The following is a 21,596-nucleotide window of genomic DNA, read 5'->3' on the forward strand; positions in this document are numbered from 1 at the left end:
GATGTCTCCTGCCGCTACGACGATGTGTGCGGATCAAGGAAACACCACGCTGTCAAGCCGCCGATCAGGGCTGCCGGTCACCCTGTTCGGTGAGCTGCCGGACCGCTTCGTTGATCGCGGCGTGCCGGGCCGTGCGCACCGCCGTGCGCAACGGGCGCAGGGCGTCGGCGCGGCGCACCGCGGCCGACGACGACAACGCGCCACCCGGCTCGTCGATCTCCGCGATCGCCAGGATCGCGCCCACCTCGTCGGCGCGCTGCAGCACCCGCAGCGCCCGCCCCGGTGTCCCGGCAGGCCAGTTCAGGCGCGGCCGCGCCCGCAGCTTCGCCGCCAGCTCGGCCCGCACGCCCGGCCGGTCCCGCGCGACGTCCAGCGCCTGCAGCGCGCCCGCGGAATCGCGGATCGCGTCGGTCAGGCCGTGCTCCGCCTCGTTCAGCGCCACGTAGTCCGGGCTCAGCGGCACCGCGACCTTGTGGACCGACCAGCGCACCAGCCCCTCCGCGATCGGCACCGGCACCAGCCCGAACCCCAGCCCGGGCAGCAGCACGGCCTCACCGGCCCGCATCGCGGCCTCGGTGAACGGCCCGCCGCCGCCGAGGCCCCGCGGGTCGCCGGGCGCGGGCAGCACCAGCCGGGCCGGGCCGGCGCCGTGCGCGCGCAACGCGGCGAGCAGCTGGACGGGCGTGCCGGGGAAGTCACCGGCGAGCGGGAGGTCGAGCGTCACCGCGGCTTCGGCGTCCGCGGCCACCACCTCGTGGGCCTCGCCCCACGCCAGGAGCGCGTCGAGGACGTCGTCGGACGCGGCGGCGCCGGACAGCCACGCCGAGGCCCACACGGTGAGGGTCGCACTGGGACAGCACACGGCGATCCAGAATACGGCACCCGGACGCTGGAGTTGCTCCACGTCGACGACACCGCGGGACGTGCGTAGCGTCGTAGTCGTGACACCCGCACCCGAGAACCTCCCGCGCACCGCGGGAGCACTGCGCGCGGCCGGGCACCTGCCGCGCAGCATCAAGACCGAGATCCACGACAACCTCCTCGCCGCGCTGCGCGAGGGCCGGAACCCGTGGCCGGGGATCGTCGGGTTCGACCGGACGGTGCTGCCCCAGTTCGAACGCGCCCTGCTGGCCGGGCACGACGTCGTGCTGCTCGGCGAGCGCGGCCAGGGCAAGACGCGCCTGCTGCGCACCCTGGCCGGCCTGCTCGACGAGTGGACCCCCGTGATCGAGGGCTCCGAGCTGGCCGAGCACCCGCTGGAGCCGATCACCCCGGCCTCGCGCCGCCGCGCCGCCGAACTGGGCGACGACCTGCCGGTGGCCTGGCTGCACCGCGATCAGCGCTACACCGAGAAGCTGGCCACACCGGACACCTCGGTCGGCGACCTGATCGGCGACGTCGACCCGGTGAAGGTGGCCGAGGGCCGCAGCCTGGGCGACCCGGAGACCATCCACTTCGGACTCGTGCCGCGCGCGCACCGCGGCATCGTGGCGATCAACGAGCTGCCCGACCTCGCCGAGCGGATCCAGGTCGCGCTGCTCAACGTGATGGAGGAGCGCGACATCCAGATCCGCGGCTACACGCTGCGGCTGCCGCTGGACGTGCTGCTCGTCGCCACCGCCAACCCCGAGGACTACACCAACCGCGGCCGGATCATCACGCCGCTCAAGGACCGCTTCGGCGCCGAGATCCGCACCCACTACCCGCTGACCGTGGCTGCCGAGGTGGACGTGGTGCGCCAGGAGGCGAACCTGGTCGCCGAGGTCGGCGAGCCGCTGCTGGAGGTGCTGGCCCGGTTCGTGCGCAACCTGCGCGAGTCCACCGTGGTCGACCAGCGCTCGGGCGTGTCGGCCCGGTTCGCGGTGGCGGCGGCGGAGACCGTCGCCGCGGCGGCACTGCGCCGGGCCGCGCTGACCGGCGAGCACCCGGCCGTGGCGCGCCCGGTCGACCTGGAGGCCGTGCCCGCCGTGCTGCGCGGCAAGATCGAGTTCGAGCCGGGCGAGGAGGGGCGCGAGACCGAGCACCTGGTGCACCTGCTGCGCCGCGCGGTCGCCGAGACCGCCCGCGAACGCTTCGGCGGGCTCAACCTGCGCCCGCTGGTCGAGGCGGTGTCCAACGGGCACCTGGTCGCCACCGGCGAGCGCGTGCCCGGCGCGGACCTCCTCGCCGCGCTGCCCGAGCTGCCGGTGCTGCACGAGGTCGCCCAGCGCGCCGGCGTGTCGGCCACCGACGAGCCGGGACGCATCGCGGCGGCCGTCGAGCTGGCACTGGAGTCGCTGTACCTGGCCCGGCAGCTGGCCAAGGACTCCGACGACGCGACCACGGTGTACGGGCCGTGAGCACCGCACCCGAGGGCTGGTCCTACGGCCCGTGGCACGAGGGCCCCGACCCGCTCGCCCCGCCGATCGACCTGCGCGAGGCGCTCGACGAGATCGGCCGCGAGGTCATGGACGGCGCGTCGCCGCGGTCGGCGCTGGAGGAGCTGCTGCGCCGCGGCACCCGCAACACGCGCGGGCTCGACGAGATGACCCGCCGGGTGTGGCAGCGCCGCGCCGAGATCCAGCGGCGCCACCGCCTCGACGGCACGCTGCAGGAGGTGCGGCGCCTGCTCGACGAGGCACTGGACGCCGAGAAGCGGGCGCTGTTCCCCGACCCGTCCGACGACGCCCGCTTCGCCGAGGCGCAGCTCGACGCGCTGCCGCCGGGCACGGCCGCCGCCGTGCGCGAGCTGTCGGAGTACCCGTGGCGGTCCGAGGAGGGCCGGGACAAGTACGACCAGATCCGGGACCTGCTCGGCCGGGAGATGCTCGACGCGCGGTTCGAGGGCATGAAGCAGGCGCTGCAGAGCACCAGCCAGGAGGACGTCGAGCGCGTTCACCAGATGCTGGCCGACCTGAACGCGCTGCTCGACGCCCACGCCCGCGGCGTGGACGACATCGACGAGCGGTTCGACGAGTTCATGCGCCGCCACGGCGAGTTCTTCCCGGAGAACCCGCGCGACGTGGACGAGCTCATCGACGCGCTGGCCGCGCGGGCGGCCGCCGCGCAGCGGATGCTGAACTCGATGTCGGCCGAGCAGCGGGCGGAGCTGGCCGAGCTGGCGCAGCAGGCGTTCGGCGACCCGCGGATCGGGCAGCAGCTGGCCGGCCTGGACGCGCGGCTGCAGGCGATGCGGCCGGGGGAGGACTGGACGTCCTCGGCGCGGTTCCGCGGCCAGGACCCGCTGGGGCTGGGCGAGGGCGCGCAGGCGATGCAGGACCTCGCGGAGCTGGACGCCCTGGCCGAGCAGCTGGCCCAGTCCTACCCGGGCGCGCGGCTGGAGGACATCGACCTGGAGGCGCTGGAACGCCAGCTCGGCCCGGACGCCGGGGTCGACGCGCGGCGGTTGTCCGAGCTGGAGCGGGAGCTGCGGTCGCAGGGCCTGTTCGAGCGCGCGCCGGACGGTTCGCTGCGGCTGACCCCGAAGGCGTTGCGGCGCCTGGGGGAGACCGCGCTGTCGGACATCGTGCACTCGCTGCGTGGCAAGACCGGCGAGCGGCAGACGGAGTCGGCGGGCGCGGCGGGCGAGCCGACCGGGGCGAGCCGGCCGTGGCAGTTCGGCGACCGGGAACCGTGGGAGGTGTCCCGCACGGTGCGCAACGCGGTGCTGCGGACGGCCTCGACGGGCGGCGGCGCGGTGCGGCTGGACGTGTCCGACGTGGAGGTGGTGGAGACCGAGCTGCGGTCGCGGGCCGCGGTGGCGCTGCTGGTGGACACGTCGTGGTCGATGGTGTCCGAGGGCCGCTGGCTGCCGATGAAGCGCACCGCGCTGGCGCTGCACCAGCTCATTTCCACGCGCTTCCGCAACGACGCGCTGCAGCTGATCACCTTCGGCCGGTACGCGGCGTCGGTGGAGCTGCCGGAGCTGGTCGGGCTGGAGGGGGTGTGGGAGCAGGGCACCAACGCGCACCATGCGCTGCTGCTGGCGGGCCGCCACCTGCGACGGCACCCGGACGCCCAGCCGGTGGTGCTGATGGTGACCGACGGCGAGCCGACCGCCCACCTGGAACCGGACGGCACCGCCGAGTTCGACTACCCGCCCCAGCCCCGGACCCTGGTCAAGACGCTGTCCGAAGTGGACCGCCTGGCGAAGATGGGCGCCTCGGTGTCGGTGTTCCGCCTCGGCGACGACCCGCGGCTGGCGGCGTTCGTGGACCTGATCGCGCGGCGCTCCGGCGGGCGCGTCGTGGCGCCCGAGGTGGACGGCCTGGGCGCCGCCGTGATCAGCGACTACCTCCGCACCCGGCGGCGCTAGCCCGGTTCGCGCCTGTTCCGGCGGTCGGCAGGGCCCGCGGCCCGGGCCGGGTGGCGCGGGCACGGACCCGCTTGCCGGCTGCCGTGGGCCGGTGCTCGCGCGCGACTGGCGGCGCTGGTCACGTCTTGGCGGACGATCCCCCCTCTAGCGGTGCCCGATCCGCATCCCCGGGCGGCGGCGGTGCACGGTGAGGTACGACAGGCCCTCCGGGCCCGCCTCGATCGCCCGTGCCTGCCCGTGCGCCAGCCACACCAGTGAGCCGGGGCCGACGTCGACGGTGTCGTCGCCGGTGGTCAGCTTCCCGGCGCCGGTCACGACCACCAGCAGCAGGTCGAGGTCCGGCTCGGCGTGGGTGCCGATCCGCTCGCCGGCGGGCAGGTGCACCAGGTTCGCGTCGAGCTGGCGGCCCTCCTCACGCAGCCGCCACAGGATGCCCGGCGCGCCGTCGCCCGCCGCGGCGATCTCCTGGATGTTCGCCGGGAGGGTCTCGCTCGGGCCGTGCCGGTGTGCCGTGGTGCGCAATCCAACCCCGCCCTGTTAGTACGAAAAATCCTTGGATAAATTCAGGACCAGGATAACCCGCGCGCAGGGGAGGCCACGATGACGCACCACGTGCCGGGACGCCGCGCCGAGGTGCTGCGCGCGATCCGGGAGACGGGGCCGGTGGGTGTGGCCGAGCTGGCCGGGCGGCTCGGGCTGCACCCGAACAGCGTGCGTTTCCACCTGGACCAGCTGGTGGCCGACGGGCTGGTCGAGCGGGCGCCGGGCCACGCGCGCGGCCCGGGACGGCCTGCCGCCGAGTACCGGGTGCCGCCGGTGACGGCGCGGGGCCGGGACCGCCGCTACGAGGTGCTGGCCGAGATCCTGCTGACCGGCGGCACCGGCGACCCGGAGACGGCGGGCACCGCGTGGGGCCGCCGTCTCACCGCCCGTCCGGAGACGCCCGCGCAGGTGGTGCGCCTGCTCGACGAGCTGGGCTTCGAGCCCGAACAGGCCGCCGACCCGCACCGGATCCGCCTGCGGCACTGCCCGTTCCTGGAGCTGGCGTCCCGCCACCGCGACGCGGTCTGCTCGGTGCACCTCGGCATGCTGAACGGCGCCCTCGCGGACGGCCCCCTCCGCGCGAGGCGCCTGCTGCCCTTCGCCGATCCGGACGCGTGCGTGGTCGAGCTGGAAGCGGCCGATGGCTGAGCCGACCGCACGCGCGACCCGCCCGCCCAGTGCCGACACCAAAACCCCCGCGGGTGCCGGTCGCTGGTCGGGCTGCGCGGGCGAGCCGCCTGGCCTGCGCCGAACCGGCGCCCCTGTCCCGAACCGCCCCGGCGCCGCCGAGTCGAGCCCCCGCGCGGGACTGGAGGCGGCCGATGCCGCACCGGGTGACCCGCGCGCATTCCCCGGCGTGCGCGGAACCGGCCCTCTGCGTCGAATCGAGCCCCTCGCCGAACCGGAGGCGATCGATGCCGGACCCGGCGCCCCGTGAACCCCGACCCCGAACTGGAGGTTGTCGATGGCTGAACTCGCCGGTGGTGTCACCTGCCTCTGGCTGGGCATGGTGCTCGGGATCTCGTTCCTCGAGGCGCCGCTGAAGTTCCGCGCGCCCGGCGTGACCGTGCCGCTCGGGCTGGGCATCGGGCGCATCGTCTTCCGCGCGCTCAACCGCGCCGAGGTGGTGCTCGCGGTGCTCGTCGCCGCCGGGGTCGCCCTGTCGGACGTCCGGTGGCCGGCGTACCTGGCCGGCGCCGTCGCCGCGGTCGTGCTCGTCGTGCAGCTCGCCGTGGTCCGGCCGCCGCTGAACCGCCGCTCCGACCGTGTCCTCGCCGGCGAAGACGTCCCGCGATCCCGGGCGCACGTCGTCTACGTCGTGCTCGAGGCCGTCAAGGCGCTCGCCCTCGTCGCGCTGGGCGGCCTGCTCCTCACCGGGGGATGACCGCGATCCGGGCGCCCCGCCCGGGCACCATCGTGATGTGCCGCGGCTTCGAGTGCTCGCCGCGGGCGCGGTCCGGCTCCACCGCGAACCGCGTCAGCACCGCCCGCAGCACGATCGTCGCCTCCAGCAACGAGAACCCGGCGCCCAGGCAGCGCCGCACGCCGCCGCCGAACGGGAACCACGTGCCCGACGCCGGGCCGCCGTCGAGGAACCGCTCCGGCCGGAACGCCGCCGGGTCCTCGTGGTGCGCCACATCGCCCTGGACCAGCGCGATCGAGGGCATCACCGTGTAGCCGGCCGGAATCCGGTAGCCGCCGATCTCGATGTCGCGCGTCAGCCGCCGCGCCACCTCGGAGATCACCGGGTGCTGCCGCATCGCCTCCTTGGCCACCGCCTCCAGGTACTTCTCGTCCCCGGCGTCGGCGGCCTCGATCGCGCGCCGCTGCCGCGCCGGGTCGCGCGCCAGCTCGTGGAACGACCAGGCCAGCGCGGTCGCGGTGGTCTCGTGCCCGGCCAGCAGCAGGGTGATCAGCTGGTCCCGCAGCTCCGCGTCGGAGAGCCGGTCGTCCTCGGCGGGCACCGTCAGCAGGCGGGACAGCACGTCGCCGCGGCCGTCGAGGTCGTCGGCCTTGCGGCGGTCGGCGATCTCGGCGTAGAGCAGCTCGTCCACCCGGTCCTGCGCGAGGCTGTAGCGCCGCCACGGGCCGAACCGGCGCAGCTTCGCGTTGTGCCAGCCGAACAGTTCGAGCACCCCGATGTCGACGATCCGGGTGAGCAGGGCGCGCAGCTCGTCCAGCCGCGGCCCCTCGGCGACGCCGAACACCACGCGCAGGATGATCTCCAGCGTCAGCGCCTGCATGCGCTCGTGCGAGCGGAACACCCGGCCGGGCGTCCAGCTCGCGACCTCGACCTCGGCCAGCTCGGTGATCATCTCCCGGTAGCCGCGCAGCGCCGCGCCGTGGAAGGCGGGCATCAGCAGCTTGCGGGCGCGCAGGTGCACGTCCTCGTCGGTCAGCAGCACCGAGTGCGGGCCCATCAGCGGCTTGAGGATGACGTTGCCCTCACCGGCGTGGAACACGTCGGCCGGTCCGCTGAACACCGCCTTGATGTGCTCGACGTCCGCCAGCTGCACCACGTGCCGCTCGGGGTACAGGTTGAGCCGCACGAGGTCGCCGTAGCGGCGCCGCAGCAGCGGCATCAGCACGTGCCGGAAGTTGCCGAAGAGGACCGTCTGCACGCCCGCCGGGAGCCTCGGGCCCGGCGGCAGCGGCAGCGTGCTCGTCCGGGACGGGGTTTCGACGCTCATCGCGACCTCCTCGACGTGACCGGTGCCTCATTTATACGCACGTGTAACTCGGGTGTCCAGCTAGGGTTCCGGTGTGGGACACCGGGAAGAGCTGCTCGCCGCGGCGCGGCGGCTGCTGGAGGAGAAGGGGTACGCGCACATCACGGCGCGGGACCTGGTCGCGGCGTCGGACACCAACCTGCACTCGATCGGGTACCACTTCGGGTCCAAGGCGGGCCTGCTCAACGCCGCGATCGGCGAGGTGTTCGAGGAGTGGACCGACAAGCTGGCCTCGATCGCGATGGCCGAGCCCGCCGTGCCGCCGATCGAGCGCGGGCGGCGCGCGTGGGCGGCGATGCTGGACAGCCTGCCCGCCAGCCGGGCGCTGCTGCTGTCCTACGTCGAGGCGCTGGCGCAGGCCGAGCGGACGGAGTCGCTGCGGGAGCAGTTCGCCGAGCAGTACCGGCGCTGCCGCGCGAAGGTCGCCGAGCTGGTCGCGCGGTCACTGGCGGACGGCACCACGGCCGACGACCCGCGGTGCCAGTCGGTGGCCAGCTTCGTGATCGCGATCTGCGACGGGCTGGCCGTGCAGTGGCTGCTCGACCCGGACGGGGCCCCGACGTCGGAGCAGCTCACGGCCGGCCTGGAGGCGATGTGGGCCGCCTCGTTTCCCGGCGCCTGACTCACCCGATGCGGTCACGCGCCGCGCGATGACCCGGAAGTGGATCTACGGTCCGGGACGTGGCAGCGAAAACGATCTTCCGGTTGGTGGCGGTGGTGACGGCCCTCGTGGCCGGGTTCGCGCCCGCGGTGGCCTCGGCGCAGCCCGCGGCGCAGATCGCCGGGTTCGACATCAGCGCCTCGCAGGGGGTGCCCGACTTCGCCGCCGCCAAGGCCGCGGGCGCGGGTTTCGTGTTCGTCAAGGACACCGCGGGTGTCGGGTACGTGAACCCGAACTTCCTGGCGCAGTTCCGCGGCGCGAAGGCGGCGGGGCTGTACCGGTCGGCCTACCACTACGCGCGCCCGGACAAGACCGGCGGCGCCGAGCAGGCCGCGTACCTGCATACCCACGACGGCAAGTGGTTCGCCGACGGCATGACCCTGCCGCCGACGCTGGACCTGGAGGACACACCGAACACCCCCGCCTGCTATGCGAAATCGCCGGCGGACATGGTCGCCTGGATCCGCGACTTCAGCACCGAGCTGAAGCGGCGCACCGGGCACACGCCGATCATCTACACGACGAACCGGTGGTGGAAGGCGTGCACGGCCGACAGCACCGCCTTCGCCGCCGACCACGTCCTCTGGCTGGCCCGCTACAACACCACGATGGGCGAGGTGCCCGGCGGCTGGACGGCGAAGTTCTGGCAGTCCGCCGTCGCCGGCCCGCTGCCCGGCAACCAGGACACGTTCTTCGGCACGATCGACGAACTGCGGTCGCTGACCGCTTCGTGACGCGAAACGTTCCCACCGGGCGGGACGGTTCACCGGAACGCCACTTAGGGTTGGGGTATGAAGACTTGGTCCTCGGTACCCCTGCCCTACGTGCCGGGCACGCCACGCGCGCTGCGGTTGTACGACACGGCCACCGGGCAGGTGCGCCCCACCACGCCGGGCAAGACGGCGCGCATGTACGTCTGCGGCATCACCCCGTACGACGCCACGCACCTCGGTCACGCGGCGACCTACCTCGCGTTCGACCTGGTCAACCGGGTGTGGCGGGACAGCGGGCACACGGTGCACTACGTGCAGAACGTGACCGACATCGACGACCCGCTGCTGGAGCGCGCCGAACGGGACCAGGACGACTGGGTGGTCCTCGGCCTGCGGGAGACCGCCCTGTTCCGCGAGGACATGGAGGCGCTGCGGGTGCTGCCGCCGAAGCAGTTCGTCGGCGCGGTGGAGAGCATCCCGGAGATCGTCGAGGTCATCTCGAAGCTGCTCGCGCACGGCGCGGCCTACCGCGCCGACGACCCGGAGTACCCGGACATCTACTTCGACCGCTCGGCCACCGGCCGCTTCGGCTACGAGTCGAACTACGACGGCGAGACCATGGCGAAGTTCTTCGCCGAGCGGGGCGGCGACCCGGACCGCCCCGGCAAGCGCGACCCGCTGGACGCGCTGCTGTGGCGCGCCGCCCGGCCGGGTGAGCCGTCCTGGGAGTCCGAGCTGGGCCCCGGACGCCCCGGCTGGCACATCGAGTGCAGCGCGATCGCGGTCAACCGGCTCGGCATGGGCTTCGACGTGCAGGGCGGCGGCTCGGACCTGATCTTCCCGCACCACGAGTACAGCGCCGCGCACGCCGAGGCGCTGTCCGGCGAGCACCCGTTCGCCCGCCACTACGTGCACAGCGGCATGATCGGCCTGGACGGCGAGAAGATGTCCAAGTCGCGCGGCAACCTCGTGTTCGTGTCGCGGTTGCGCGCCGACGGCGTGGACCCGAACGCGATCCGGCTCGCCCTGTTCGCCGGCCACTACCGCAGCGACCGCTCGTGGACCGACGACCTGCTCACCACCGCCCAGCAGCGGCTGGCGCGGTGGCGGGAGGCCGCGGCGCTGCCGGCCGGGCCGGAGGCCGACGACACCGTCGCCCGCCTGCGCGACCACCTGGCCGACGACCTCGACACGGTCAACGCGATGCGGGCGATCGACGCGTGGGCCGACGAGGCGCTGCGGCAGGGCGGGCGCGACACGGGCGCGCCCGGCCTGATCCGCGTCGCGGTCGACGCGCTGCTGGGCGTCGAGCTCTGATCGGCGTATAACGACCTATACGGTGCGGCCCTGTTCCAGTCGCAGGGTCGCACCGTCCCACTCCCGGCGCAGCCAGCGGTCGTGGCTGGCGAGGACGACGGCGCCGGGCGCCGAGCCCAGCGCGTCGAACAGCTCCTCGGCGAGCGTGAGCGAGATGTGGTTCGTCGGCTCGTCGAGGAGCAGCAGGTCCGGTGGCCGGGCGATCAGGATCGCGAGCGCGAGCCGCCGCCGCTGCCCGACCGACAGCAGCCCGGCCGGCCGGTCGAGGTCCCGCGGCGCGATCAGGCCGAGGTCGGTCAGCGCGGGGGAGTCCGGGCCGGCCGCCTCGGCGTAGAGCCGGCGCGGCGTCCGCGCCGGATCGGGCAGGCTCACGTCCTGCGCGAGCATCCCGGTGCGCAGGCCCTTCCGGCGTTGCACCGCCTGCCGGGCCAGCCCGCCGGCGAGCACGGTGAGCAGCGTCGACTTGCCCGCGCCGTTGCCGCCGGTGACCAGGAGCCGCGCCGACGCCGTGAGGTCCAGTTCGGACAGTTCCAGCCGTCCCGGCACGTGGATCCCGCGGGCGGAGAGGATCAGCTCGTCCTCGCCCGCCGGTGCGGTGAGCGCGCCCGCGAACCGCAGTGGCGGCGGGGGTTTGCGGACCTGGTTGGCGGTGAGCTCGTCGAGCCGCTGCTGCGCGTTGCGGACCCGCCGGGAGATCTGCTTCTGCACCCGGCCGGTCTTGAAGTCGTACAGCGTCTTCGCGTTGTCCCTCGGCGGCCGGTCGTGGGCGACGGCGCGCGCGGTGACCGCGACCGACTCCTTCAGCCGCCTCAGCTCGGCCTGCTCCTCGGCGTGGCGCTGCTCCCAGCGGGCGCGTTCGGTGCGCTTGTGCGCCAGGTAGTCCCGGTAGGCGCCGCCGTAGCGGGCCGGCCCGCCGAGCGCGGGATCGAGGTCGACGATCGCCGTGCACACCGCGTCCAGGAAGACCCGGTCGTGCGAGGCGAGCACCACCGTCCCGGACAGGCCGGTGAGGTGGCGTTCGAGGAACTCCATCGCCGGGTCGTCGAGGTGGTTCGTCGGCTCGTCGAGCAGCAGCGTGGCCGGCTGCCGGATGAGCAGCGCGGCCAGCCCGAGCCGGGACCGCTGGCCGCCGGACAGCTCGCCGACCGGCCGGTCGATCCCGCCGAGCCCGAGGCCGTCCAGGACGACCGCGGCACGGCGGTCGGCGTCCCAGATGTCGTGTGCCTGGGCCCATTCCAACGCCTCGCCGTACTCGGCGAGGACCGCCTCCGACGGATCGGCCGAGACCGCCTCGGCGAGCCGGTCCAGCCGCCGCGCCGCGCGGCGGATGCCGGCCAGCGCGTCCTCGACGACCGCCGAGAGCGGGGTGTGGGCGGGGTAGGGGAGTTCCTGGTGCAGGAACCCCACGTCGGGTCCGGTGTGGACGGTGCCGCCGTGCGGGATCTCGGCGCCCGCCAGGAGTTTCAGCAGCGTGGACTTGCCCGCCCCGTTCTCGCCGACCAGGCCGACCCGCTGGCCGGGGTCGGCGGCGAAGTCGAAGCGGTCGAACAGGACGCGGTAGCCGTAGGAGAAGGACAGCTCGTGAACGCGCAAAGACATGGGACATCACCGGCCGGAGTGCGCTGGCGGAACCCGCCGGGCCACCTGGCCTCGGACGCGGGTCGGTCGGGATGTCAGTTCTTCATGGTGCTTCCAGGCTAGCGCGGGAGGGCAACTTGTTTTCCGGCCCAAGATGTGAAAGAGTCCTTTCGAAAGGGTTCTTTCACGTTGGGAGTGCCGATGGCCGCCGAGCTGCCGCCACGACGGCGGGTCCGGGACGCGGAGCTGATGCGGGCGCTGGCGCACCCGCTGCGGTCGGAGCTGCTGAGCTACCTGATGGCCGTCGGGCCGCGGACCGCGACGGAGTGCGCGGAGGCGGTGGACTCGACGGCGTCGAACTGCAGCTGGCACCTGCGGCAACTGGCGCAGTGGGGGCTGGTGGAGCGCGTCGAGGCGGCCGACGGGCGGGAGCGGCCGTGGCGGGCCACGCCGGTCGGGCTGGACTTCGGCGAGTTCGCGACCGACCCGGGGGTGCAGACGGCGCAACTGGCCGCGGCGGGCGCGCGGATCGCCGAGGACGGCGTGCTGGGGCAGCGGTTCCTGGACACGATCGGCTCGTTCGACCGCGAGTGGCAGGAGGCGTCGGCGATCAACACCTATGCCCTGCGGGTGACGCCGGCCGAACTGGCGGCCCTGACCGAGGCGATCGACGAGCTGGTGCGGCCCTACGTGGCGACCATCCGGACCGGGGCGCCGGAGGGAGCGCGGCCGGTCCAGGCGAGCTGGCGGGCATACCCGCGCGTCGAGGCGAACGGGAAGCCGAGTGAGTAGCGCCGGGCCGCGCGCCCGCGCCGCGGCGCCGACGAGCCCGGCGTGGCACCGGAGGTGGGCACGCACGCGGGTGGCTGGACTGCCGACGCGGCCCGGCCATCGGCCGGCGAGCCTCCAAGGGCGCGCCCAGCGCCCCGCCACTCGCGGGCAGCCCGCCTGGGCGCGCCCACCGTCCGGCCACCCGCGAGCAGCATCCCGCGCGGGGTGTGCGTCGTTCCGCGACGCGCGAACAGCAGCGCCCCGCCACGCGCGCCCGCCATCCCGCACCGCGCGCACAGCAGATCCGGTGACCGGCGCGAAGCACGCGAGGGAGGAGCGATCATGCCCAGCCCCCTGAGAACCCCCGCCTTCGCGCGTCTCTGGGCCGCCGGGATGTGCGCCGAGACCGCGGAGTGGATGCTGCAGGTCGCGCTGCCGCTGCACATCTTCGCACTCACCGGCTCGCCCGCGGCGACCGCCGCCACCATGGTCGCCGGCGTGCTGCCCGCCGTCGTGCTCAGCCCGGTCGCCGGGGTGCTCGCCGATCGCCGGAACCGGCGTGCCCTGCTCGCCGCGGTGTGCGCAGGCCAAGCGGTCGTCGCGGTGCCGCTGCTCAGCAGCAGCCTTCCGGTGATCTACCTCGTCATGGCTCTGCAGTCCGGTCTCGCGGCGGTGTTCGAGCCCGCTCGCAGCGCGCTCGTCCCCGTGCTGGCCCCCGGGCAGACGACCGCCGCCAACGGGGCGCTCGGCGTGGGCACCTGCGTCGCCCGGCTCGGGGGCAGCGCGCTCGGCGGGGTGCTGCTCGGCTTCGCCGGCCTCGGCGCCGTCGTCGTCGCGTACACCGCCGCCCTCGTGGCCGCGATCGGCTTCCTCGCGCCCCGCTTCGCCGAACCCCGGCCCACGCGCCGGGCCCCGGCGGTCCGGGCCTGGCTCGACGGGCTCGCCGACATCCGCCGCGACCACCGGCTCCGGCTGGTGATCTTCATGACCGCCCTGATGTCCGTGGGGCAGGGGATGTTCGTCGTCCTGTTCGTCCTCTTCGTCAGCGGCCCGCTCGGCCAGGGCGAAGCCGAAACCGGGCTGCTGCGTGGTGTCCAGGCCATCGGCGGGCTCGTCGCGGGCCTCGCCCTCGCCACGGTCGCCCGCAACGCCGCCCCCGCGCGGCTGCTCGGCTGGGGCACCGTCGCGTTCGGCCTCACCGCCGCCGTCATCTGGAACGCCCCGGCGCTGACCAGCGCGTTCGGCGTCTACATCGGACTGTTCATCGCCGTCGGCGTCCCGGTCGTCATGCTCAACGCCGGGCTGCTCTCGGTCGTCCAGACCGTCAGCCCGCCCGGCAGCACCGGCCGCGTGCTCAGCACCGGCTTCGCCGTGCAGGCACTGGCCCAGGTCGCCGGCATGCTCGGCGCGGGCGCGCTCGTCGGCCCGCTCGGCCTGACCTCGCTGCTGAACTTCCAGGCCGCGCTCAACCTCGTCGCCGGCGCGCTCGGGGTCGCCGTGCTGGTGCGGCGGATGACTACGGTGGACCAGTGCCCCACCTCTTACGCCACCAGCGACCTCCACGTCACCCACAACGGCAACGCGCCGCTGATCGACGAAGTCCGCCCGGACTCCCCGGAGGACTGGCTGCTGGTCGCCGGTGACGTCGCCGAGAAGATCGACGCGGTCACCACCACGCTGGCCACCCTCAAACAGCGCTTCGCCGAGGTGGTGTGGGTGCCCGGCAACCACGAACTGTGGACCGTCCCGCGCGACGGCGACGAGCTGCGCGGCGAGGCCCGCTACCGGCACCTCGTCGAGCGCTGCCGCGAAATCGGCGTCCGCACCCCGGAGGACGACTACCTGGTCTGGTCCCACGCGGACCGGCCGCTCACCATCGCCCCGCTGTTCCTGCTCTACGACTACAGCTGGCGCACCCCGCAGGCCGAGGACGCGTCCCTGGCCGAGGCGCTCGACCAGGCCCGCGAGGCCGGAGTGGTGTGCACCGACGAGTTCTACCTGCACCCCGACCCGTTCCCCACCCGCCAGGACTGGTGCGCCGACCGGCTCAAGCACAGCGAGCAGCGCCTGGACGCCATCCCCGCCGACCACGGCACGGTCCTGATGTCGCACTGGCCGCTGCACCGCCACCCGACCGCGCCCCTGCGCTGGCCGGAGTTCGCGCTGTGGTGCGGCACCACCCGCACCGAGGACTGGCACCTGCGCTACCGCGCCGAGGTCGCCGTGTTCGGGCACCTGCACATCCCGCGCACCACCTGGGCCGACGGCGTGCGCTTCGAAGAGGTGTCGCTGGGCTACCCGCGCGAATGGCGCAAGCGCGCTCGCGGCCCGGTCCCGCTACGCCGCATCCTCTGACCTCGGCCGCAACGCCAGCAGCGGCACCGTCGCGGCCAGCACCCCGGCCGCGACGAGGAAGCTCAGCGCCGGGCTGGTGTGGTAGAGCGCGGTGAACACGGCCGGGGAGGCGGACATGCCGAGGAACCGCAGCGCCGTGACCACCGAGATCGCGCCGCTGCGCCCGTTGCCCTCCCCGGCGAGCACCGTCGCGTTGATCCCGACCAGCACCAGCTGGCCGCACACCCCGCCGACCGCCCACGCGACCGTCACCGCGGGCAGCGACGGGAACAGCCCGATCGAGGCCATCGCCGCCGCGCCCAGCAGCAGCCCGGCGGCCAGCGCCACCCGCGGCCCGAACCGGTCCGATGCCGCGCCCACCAGCCGCGCGGCGACGAACCCGGCGATCCCGTAGGCCGTCAGCACCAGCCCGCGCACGCCCGGTGTCAGCGCGAACAGGTCGTCGACCCGGAACGCCACCAGGAACGGCAGCCCGGCCAGGCACGCCCAGGCCAGGAACACCACGCCGCCGGCCCACAGCACGACCGGACGCCACGCGTCCCGCAACCGAGACTCCCGCTCGGCCCCCGGGTCGTCCGGCGGCAGCGGGCTCGCCGCCAGCACCAGCGCGACCACGGCGATCCCGGCGAACGCCCACCGCCAGTCGCCCTCCGCGGCCAGCCCGCCGACCAGCGGCGCGGACGTCTGCCCGAGCGCCTGCATCGCCCCGAACGTGCCGAGCGCCCGCCCGAGCCGGTCCGCCGGGGTGATCGCCGCGAGCTTGGTCAGCAGCAGCGGCGTGGTGAACGCGTTGGCCACGCCCTGCAGCCCGCGGGTGACCTGGAACAGCCAGAACCACGGCGCGAGCGCCGCCAGCGCCGCCGCCAGGACGTAGCCGGCGTAGGCGATCCGGATCGTGCGCACCGGGCCCCAGCGTGCGCCGTAGGTTCCCGACACGAGCATGACCAGCGCGAACGGCAGCAGGTAGGCCGTCAGCGACGACGCCGCGGTGCCCGGCGACACGCCGAAACTCGCCGACAGCTCGGGCAGCATCGACGACACCACCCCGGCCCCGAACGGTCCGAGGAGGCCACCGACGTAGAGCGCGGCGCGGGCGGGCCGCCCGCTCACCGGCCTGCCGGTCCAGGTCCCTCCGCGCCCGGACGGCGCCGCCGCAGGTAACGCTCGAACTCGGCGGCGATCTTCTCGCCGCTGGACTCCTCCAGGGTGATCGCGGTCTCCGCGTCGCCGCGCTCCTCCAGGGACCGGACGTACTCGGCGATCTCCTCGTCCTCCTCGGCCATCTCGCTGACCGTCTGCTGCCACTCCTCGGCCTGCTCGGGCAGCGCGCCCAGCGGGACCTCGACGTCCAGGACGTCCTCGAGCTTGTGCAGCAGCGCCAGCGTCGCCTTCGGCGAGGGCGGGTGGGACACGTAGTGCGGCACCGCGGCCCAGATGGAGATCGCCGGGATGCCCGCCTGCACGCACGCGTCCTGCAGGATGCCGACGATGCCCGTCGGGCCCTGGTAGCGGCTGCGCTCCAGCCCGAACCGGGCCGCGGCCTCCGGGTCGTAGGCGGTGCCGGTGACCGGGACCGGGCGGGTGTGGGCGGTGTCGGCCAGCAGCGCGCCGAGCGTGACGACCGTGGTCACCCCCAGGTCCTCGATGTGGCCGAGCAGCTCGCGGCAGAAGGCACGCCACCGCATGTTCGGCTCGGGGCCGGTCACCAGCACGATGTCCTGGTCGTAGCCGGGCGGGTGGCAGATCGCCAGTCGCGTGGTCGGCCATTCCACCCTGCGGGTGACACCGTCCACCATCCGGACCGTCGGGCGGCTGACCTGGAAGTCGTAGTAGTCGTCCGGCTCGAGCTCGGCGAGCGGCTTGGCGTCCCAGCTCAGCTGGAGGTGCTCCAGGGCCGTGCTGGCCGCGTCACCTGCGTCGTTCCAGCCTTCGAAGGCCAGGATCATCACCCGGTCCCTGGCCGTGGTGTCCTCCGAGTCCGGGGGCTCGGGCTGTGGGATCGCGTCGGCTGGGTCACTCACCCACCCAGCCTACGACCCGGCGGGCGGTGACGAGACCGTAGCCTGGTGTCATGTCCGGTCGTTTCTCGTCACCGCTGCTGGACGCCCTCGCCGCCCGTGTGGTCGTGGCGGACGGGGCGATGGGCACGGCGCTGCAGGCGCACGAGCTGTCCCTGGACGACTTCGCGGGCCTGGACGGCTGCAACGAGATCCTGAACGTGACCCGCCCGGACGTGGTGCGGGGCATCCACCGCACCTACCTGGAGGCCGGCGCGGACGCGGTGGAGACGAACACCTTCGGCGCGAACCTGGCCAACCTGGGGGAGTACGGGATCGCCGACCGCATCGCCGAGCTGGCCGAGGCGGGGGCGCGGCTGGCGCGGGAGACCGCCGACGAGCACGCGACGCCGGACCGCCCGCGGTTCGTGCTGGGCTCGGTCGGCCCGGGCACCAAGCTGCCCACGCTCGGCCACGCGCCGTACGCGCGGCTGCGGGACGCCTACGTCGAACAGGTCACCGGCCTGCTGCACGGCGGGGTGGACGCGGTGCTGGTGGAGACGTCGCAGGACCTGCTGCAGACCAAGGCGGCGATCCTGGGCGCGCGCCGGGCGATGCGCTCCGTGGGCCGCGAGGTGCCGGTGATCGCCTCGATCACGGTGGAGACCACCGGCACGATGCTGCTGGGCACCGAGGTCGCCGCCGCGCTGGCCGCGCTGGAGCCGCTGGGCATCGACGTGATCGGCCTGAACTGCGCGACCGGCCCCGCGGAGATGAGCGAGCACCTGCGGACGCTGTCGAAGTCGGCGCGGGTGCCGCTGTCCGTGATGCCCAACGCCGGCCTGCCCGAGCTGGGCCCGGACGGCGCGGTGTACCCGCTGTCGCCGGAAGGGCTGGCCGAGGCGCTGTCCGGGTTCGTGCGCGAGTTCGGCGTCGGCCTGGTCGGCGGCTGCTGCGGCACCACCGGCGAGCACATCCGCCAGCTCGCCGAGGCGGTGCGGGACGCCGAGCGCGCGCCCCGCCGTCCGCGGCACGAGCCCGGCGTGTCCTCGCTGTACCAGGCGGTGCCGTTCGAGCAGGACGCGTCGGTGCTGATGGTGGGGGAGCGCACCAACGCCAACGGCTCCAAGAAGTTCCGCGAGGCCATGCTCGAAGGCCGCTACGAGGACTGCGTGGAGATCGCCCGCGAGCAGACCCGGGACGGCGCGCACCTGCTGGACCTGTGCGTGGACTACGTCGGCCGGGACGGCGCGGCGGACATGGCCGAGCTGGCCGGGCGGCTGGCGACGGCGTCGACGCTGCCGATCATGCTCGACTCCACCGAGCCCGCGGTGCTCCAGGCCGGCCTGGAACGGCTGGGCGGCCGGTGCGTGGTCAACAGCGTCAACTACGAGGACGGTGACGGCCCGGACTCGCGCTTCCAGAAGATCATGCGGCTGGTGTCCGAGCACGGCGCCGCGGTCGTGGTGATGTGCATCGACGAGGAGGGCCAGGCCCGCACCGCCGAGTGGAAGGTCCGCGTCGCCACCCGCACGATCGAGGACCTGGTCACCAACTGGGGCATGCGCGTCTCCGACATCATCGTCGACTGCCTGACCTTCCCGATCACCACCGGGCAGGAGGAGACCCGCCGCGACGCGCTGGAGACGATCGAGGCGATCCGCGAGCTCAAGCGCCGCTACCCGGAGGTGCAGACGACGCTGGGCATCTCCAACGTCTCCTTCGGGCTCAACGCCGCCGCGCGCCAGGTGCTCAACTCGGTGTTCCTGCACGAGTGTGTCGAAGCCGGGCTGACCACGGCGATCGTGCACGCGTCGAAGATCCTGCCGATGGCGCGGATCCCGGACGAGCAGCGGGAGGTCGCGCTCGACCTGGTCTACGACCGCCGCCGGGAGGGCTACGACCCGCTGCAGAAGCTGATGTCGCTGTTCGAGGGCGTCTCGGCCGCGTCGAGCCGGGCCTCGCGCGCCGAGGAGCTGGCCGCGCTGCCGCTGTTCGAGCGGCTGGAGCGGCGGATCGTCGACGGCGAGCGCACCGGGCTGGAGGCCGACCTCGACGCCGCGCTGGCGGAGAAACCGGCGCTGGACATCGTCAACGAGACCCTGCTGTCCGGCATGAAGACCGTCGGCGAGCTGTTCGGGTCCGGCCAGATGCAGCTGCCGTTCGTGCTGCAGTCGGCCGAGGTCATGAAGACCGCCGTGGCCTACCTCGAACCCCACATCGAAGAGCAGAGTCAAGGCGACATCCAGACCAAGGGGAAGATCGTCCTGGCCACGGTCAAGGGCGACGTGCACGACATCGGCAAGAACCTGGTCGACATCATCCTGTCGAACAACGGTTACGACGTGATCAACTTGGGTATCAAGCAGCCCGTCAGCGCGATCCTGGACGCGGCCGACGAACACGGCGCGGACGCGATCGGCATGTCCGGGCTGCTGGTGAAGTCCACGGTGATCATGAAGGAGAACCTGGAGGAGATGAACTCCCGCGGCGTCGCCCAGCGCTGGCCCGTCCTGCTCGGCGGCGCGGCACTGACCCGCACCTACGTGGAGAACGACCTCGCCGAGCTCTACCAGGGCGACGTCCGCTACGCGCGGGACGCGTTCGAGGGCCTGCGGCTGATGGACACGATCATGGCGGCCAAGCACGGCCGGGCGCCGGAGATCAGCGCGGAGGAGGCGGCGAAGAGAGCGGAGCGCAAGGCCCGCCGCGAGCGGTCCCTGCGCATCGCCGAAGCCCGCAAGTCCGCTCGAGAGCCGGAGGCCCCCATTCCCGCCCGTTCCGATGTCGCGACCGACGTGCCTGTGCCCGTGCCGCCCTTCTGGGGCACCCGGGTGGTGAAGGGCATCCCGGTCGCCGAGTACGCCGCACTGCTCGACGAGCGGGCCACCTTCCTCGGCCAGTGGGGCCTGCGCGGCGCCCGCGGCGGACAGGGGCCCAGCTACGAGCAGCTGGTGGAGACCGAAGGGCGCCCACGGCTGCGGTACTGGCTGGACCGGCTGGCCACCGACGGGGTCCTGCAGCACGCTGCCGTGGTGTACGGCTACTTCCCCGCCGTGGCCGAGGGCAACGACCTGGTGGTGCTGGCCGAGGCGCACGCCGACGCGCCCGAGCGGGCCCGGTTCACCTTCCCGCGGCAGACCCGCGACCGCTACCTGTGCCTGGCCGACTTCTTCCGGCCCCGCGCCACCGGCGAGGTCGACGTGCTGCCGCTGACCCTGGTCACCATGGGGCAGCCGATCGCCGACTACGCCAACGAGCTGTTCGCCAACGACGCCTACCGCGACTACCTGGAGGTCCACGGCCTCGGCGTGCAGCTCACCGAGGCGCTGGCCGAGTACTGGCACCGCCGCGTCCGGCAGGAGCTGCACTTCACCAGCGGCCGCGCGGTCGCCGACGAGGACCCGCGCTCGGTCGAGGACTTCTTCAAACTGGGCTACCGCGGTGCCCGCTTCTCCCTCGGCTACGGCGCCTGCCCGAACCTGGAGGACCGCGCGACCATCGTGGAGCTGCTCGACGCGGAACGGATCGGCGTGAAGCTGTCCGAGGAATTCCAGCTGCACCCCGAGCAGTCCACCGACGCGATCGTGGCCCACCACCCCGAGGCCAAGTACTTCAACACCTGAGCAGAGGGAGAACCACTTGACGGACGGCCTTGCTGCCGTGCTCTGGGACATGGACGGCACGCTCGTCGACTCGGAGAAGCTGTGGGACGTCGCGCTGTACGAGTGCGCGGAGTGGCTGGGCGGCACGCTCACCACCGAGCAGCGGCTCACGCTCGTCGGGTCCAACATGGACGCCACGGCGGGCTTCCTGCTGACGGTGACCGGCCACGAGCCGACCGCCGCGGCGGTCGCGGAGACCGGCGCGTGGATCCGCGACCGGACGGCGAACCTGTTCGCCGACGAGCTGCCGTGGCGGCCCGGCGCCCGCGAAGCGCTGACCGCGGTGCGCCGCGCCGGGGTGCCCTCGGCGCTGGTCACCTCCACCGAGCGGTCGCTGACCGAGCTGGCGCTGGACACCATCGGGCGGGAGTTCTTCGACGTCACCGTCTGCGGTGACGAGGTGGACGGGCTCAACAAGCCGCACCCCGAGCCGTACCTGCGTGCGGCGCGGCTGCTCGGCGCGGACCCGGCACGCTGCGTGGCCGTCGAGGACTCCCCGCCGGGCGCCGCGTCGGCCGCCGCCGCGGGGTGCGTCGTGCTCGTGGTGCCCAACGACGTGTCCGTCGAAGCGGGCCCGCGCCGGGTGTTCCGCACCTCGCTGACCGGGGTGGACGCGGACACGCTGCGCGGCCTGGTGTGACGTCGCCGTCAGCAGCGGCGGCCCGGATCGCCCCCGTGGCGGGCCGGATGGAAGGATCTACAGACCGTGAAGACCTTCGACGAGCTGTTCGCCGAGCTCACCGAGCGGGCCCGCAACCGACCCGAGGGATCGGGCACCGTGGAGGCGCTGGACGCCGGCGTGCATGCCCAGGGCAAGAAGGTGCTCGAGGAGGCCGGTGAGGTCTGGATCGCCGCCGAGCACGAGTCCGACGACCGGCTGGCCGAGGAGATCTCCCAGCTGCTGTACCGGGTTCAGGTGCTGATGCTCGGGCGCGGGCTGACCACCGAGGACGTGTACCGCTACCTGTAGCGG

The 21,596-nt window shown here is 73.8% G+C and carries 18 protein-coding genes; 12 read left to right on the forward strand and 6 right to left on the reverse strand.

Features of this window, described 5'->3' with window-relative positions; all coding sequences use genetic code 11:
• Positions 1-64: 64 nt before the first annotated feature.
• The gene (locus ACCP09_RS28205) at positions 65-862 is read right to left on the reverse strand and encodes a hypothetical protein (RefSeq protein WP_027929894.1); all 798 of its coding nucleotides are present in this window, start codon (positions 860-862) and stop codon (positions 65-67) included.
• Positions 863-941: 79 nt separating this feature from the next.
• Between ACCP09_RS28205 and ACCP09_RS28210 the strand changes: the two genes are divergently transcribed.
• Positions 942-2,339: an ATP-binding protein gene (locus tag ACCP09_RS28210; RefSeq protein ID WP_123686893.1), complete on the forward strand. Its 1,398-nt coding sequence runs from the start codon at positions 942-944 to the stop codon at positions 2,337-2,339.
• Positions 2,336-4,294 (forward strand): vWA domain-containing protein, encoded by a 1,959-nt coding sequence (locus ACCP09_RS28215; protein ID WP_123686892.1) that lies wholly within the window; start codon positions 2,336-2,338, stop codon positions 4,292-4,294. The genes ACCP09_RS28210 and ACCP09_RS28215 overlap by 4 nt, the downstream gene beginning before the upstream one ends.
• A 144-nt stretch (positions 4,295-4,438) precedes the next feature.
• On the opposite strand, the gene ACCP09_RS28220 is transcribed toward ACCP09_RS28215, so the two are convergent.
• Positions 4,439-4,816 (reverse strand): cupin domain-containing protein, encoded by a 378-nt coding sequence (locus tag ACCP09_RS28220; protein ID WP_400981801.1) that lies wholly within the window; start codon positions 4,814-4,816, stop codon positions 4,439-4,441.
• Between the two features lie 78 nt (positions 4,817-4,894).
• Between ACCP09_RS28220 and ACCP09_RS28225 the strand changes: the two genes are divergently transcribed.
• Positions 4,895-5,485: a helix-turn-helix transcriptional regulator gene (locus ACCP09_RS28225; protein ID WP_433751620.1), complete on the forward strand. Its 591-nt coding sequence runs from the start codon at positions 4,895-4,897 to the stop codon at positions 5,483-5,485.
• 316 nt (positions 5,486-5,801) lie between these two features.
• Positions 5,802-6,221 carry a hypothetical protein gene (locus ACCP09_RS28230; RefSeq protein ID WP_433751622.1) on the forward strand — a complete coding sequence of 140 codons (420 nt, stop codon included), beginning with the start codon at positions 5,802-5,804 and terminating at the stop codon, positions 6,219-6,221.
• Here ACCP09_RS28230 and ACCP09_RS28235 read toward each other — a convergent pair.
• Positions 6,208-7,527: a cytochrome P450 gene (locus ACCP09_RS28235; RefSeq protein WP_433751624.1), complete on the reverse strand. Its 1,320-nt coding sequence runs from the start codon at positions 7,525-7,527 to the stop codon at positions 6,208-6,210. The two genes, ACCP09_RS28230 and ACCP09_RS28235, sit on opposite strands and share 14 nt — an antisense overlap.
• A gap of 73 nt (positions 7,528-7,600) precedes the next feature.
• On the opposite strand from ACCP09_RS28235, the gene ACCP09_RS28240 reads away from it, so the two are divergent.
• The 3 genes from ACCP09_RS28240 to mshC are packed head-to-tail and all read left to right on the forward strand — an operon-like array spanning position 7,601 to position 10,257.
• On the forward strand, positions 7,601-8,188 hold the full coding sequence (locus tag ACCP09_RS28240) for a TetR/AcrR family transcriptional regulator (RefSeq protein ID WP_400981810.1): 588 nt from the start codon (positions 7,601-7,603) through the stop codon (positions 8,186-8,188).
• Between the two features lie 59 nt (positions 8,189-8,247).
• Entirely contained in the window at positions 8,248-8,961 is a 714-nt protein-coding gene (locus tag ACCP09_RS28245; RefSeq protein WP_228684636.1) for a GH25 family lysozyme, read from the forward strand.
• 57 nt (positions 8,962-9,018) lie between these two features.
• Positions 9,019-10,257 carry a cysteine--1-D-myo-inosityl 2-amino-2-deoxy-alpha-D-glucopyranoside ligase gene (gene mshC / locus ACCP09_RS28250; protein WP_027936578.1) on the forward strand — a complete coding sequence of 413 codons (1,239 nt, stop codon included), beginning with the start codon at positions 9,019-9,021 and terminating at the stop codon, positions 10,255-10,257.
• Between the two features lie 15 nt (positions 10,258-10,272).
• On the opposite strand, the gene ACCP09_RS28255 is transcribed toward mshC, so the two are convergent.
• Positions 10,273-11,856, reverse strand: a complete 1,584-nt coding sequence (locus ACCP09_RS28255; protein ID WP_433751627.1) for an ABC-F family ATP-binding cassette domain-containing protein — start codon at positions 11,854-11,856, stop codon at positions 10,273-10,275.
• Positions 11,857-12,036: 180 nt separating this feature from the next.
• Between ACCP09_RS28255 and ACCP09_RS28260 the strand changes: the two genes are divergently transcribed.
• Positions 12,037-12,627: an ArsR/SmtB family transcription factor gene (locus ACCP09_RS28260; RefSeq protein WP_027929885.1), complete on the forward strand. Its 591-nt coding sequence runs from the start codon at positions 12,037-12,039 to the stop codon at positions 12,625-12,627.
• Positions 12,628-12,999: 372 nt separating this feature from the next.
• Positions 13,000-14,961 carry an MFS transporter gene (locus ACCP09_RS28265; RefSeq protein ID WP_433751825.1) on the forward strand — a complete coding sequence of 654 codons (1,962 nt, stop codon included), beginning with the start codon at positions 13,000-13,002 and terminating at the stop codon, positions 14,959-14,961.
• Here ACCP09_RS28265 and ACCP09_RS28270 read toward each other — a convergent pair.
• Complete coding sequence (locus ACCP09_RS28270) at positions 14,944-16,071, reverse strand: MFS transporter (protein ID WP_378335278.1); 1,128 nt, start codon at positions 16,069-16,071, stop codon at positions 14,944-14,946. The two genes, ACCP09_RS28265 and ACCP09_RS28270, sit on opposite strands and share 18 nt — an antisense overlap.
• The gene (locus ACCP09_RS28275) at positions 16,068-16,907 is read right to left on the reverse strand and encodes a PAC2 family protein (RefSeq protein ID WP_017982487.1); all 840 of its coding nucleotides are present in this window, start codon (positions 16,905-16,907) and stop codon (positions 16,068-16,070) included. The genes ACCP09_RS28270 and ACCP09_RS28275 overlap by 4 nt, the downstream gene beginning before the upstream one ends.
• Before the next feature lie 125 nt (positions 16,908-17,032).
• Between ACCP09_RS28275 and metH the strand changes: the two genes are divergently transcribed.
• The 3 genes from metH to ACCP09_RS28290 all read left to right on the forward strand — a co-directional run bounded on the left by metH (position 17,033) and on the right by ACCP09_RS28290 (position 21,593).
• Complete coding sequence (metH, locus tag ACCP09_RS28280; RefSeq protein ID WP_433751630.1) at positions 17,033-20,584, forward strand: methionine synthase; 3,552 nt, start codon at positions 17,033-17,035, stop codon at positions 20,582-20,584.
• A 16-nt stretch (positions 20,585-20,600) separates the two neighbouring features.
• Entirely contained in the window at positions 20,601-21,263 is a 663-nt protein-coding gene (locus ACCP09_RS28285; RefSeq protein WP_123686882.1) for an HAD family hydrolase, read from the forward strand.
• A 66-nt stretch (positions 21,264-21,329) separates the two neighbouring features.
• Positions 21,330-21,593, forward strand: coding sequence for a phosphoribosyl-ATP diphosphatase (locus tag ACCP09_RS28290; RefSeq protein ID WP_027929879.1), 264 nt, complete (start codon positions 21,330-21,332; stop codon positions 21,591-21,593).
• Positions 21,594-21,596: the final 3 nt, after the last annotated feature.

The sequence above is a fragment of the Amycolatopsis sp. 3B14 genome, from assembly GCF_050958625.1.
Taxonomy (GTDB): Bacteria; Actinomycetota; Actinomycetes; order Mycobacteriales; family Pseudonocardiaceae; genus Amycolatopsis_E; species Amycolatopsis_E thermoflava.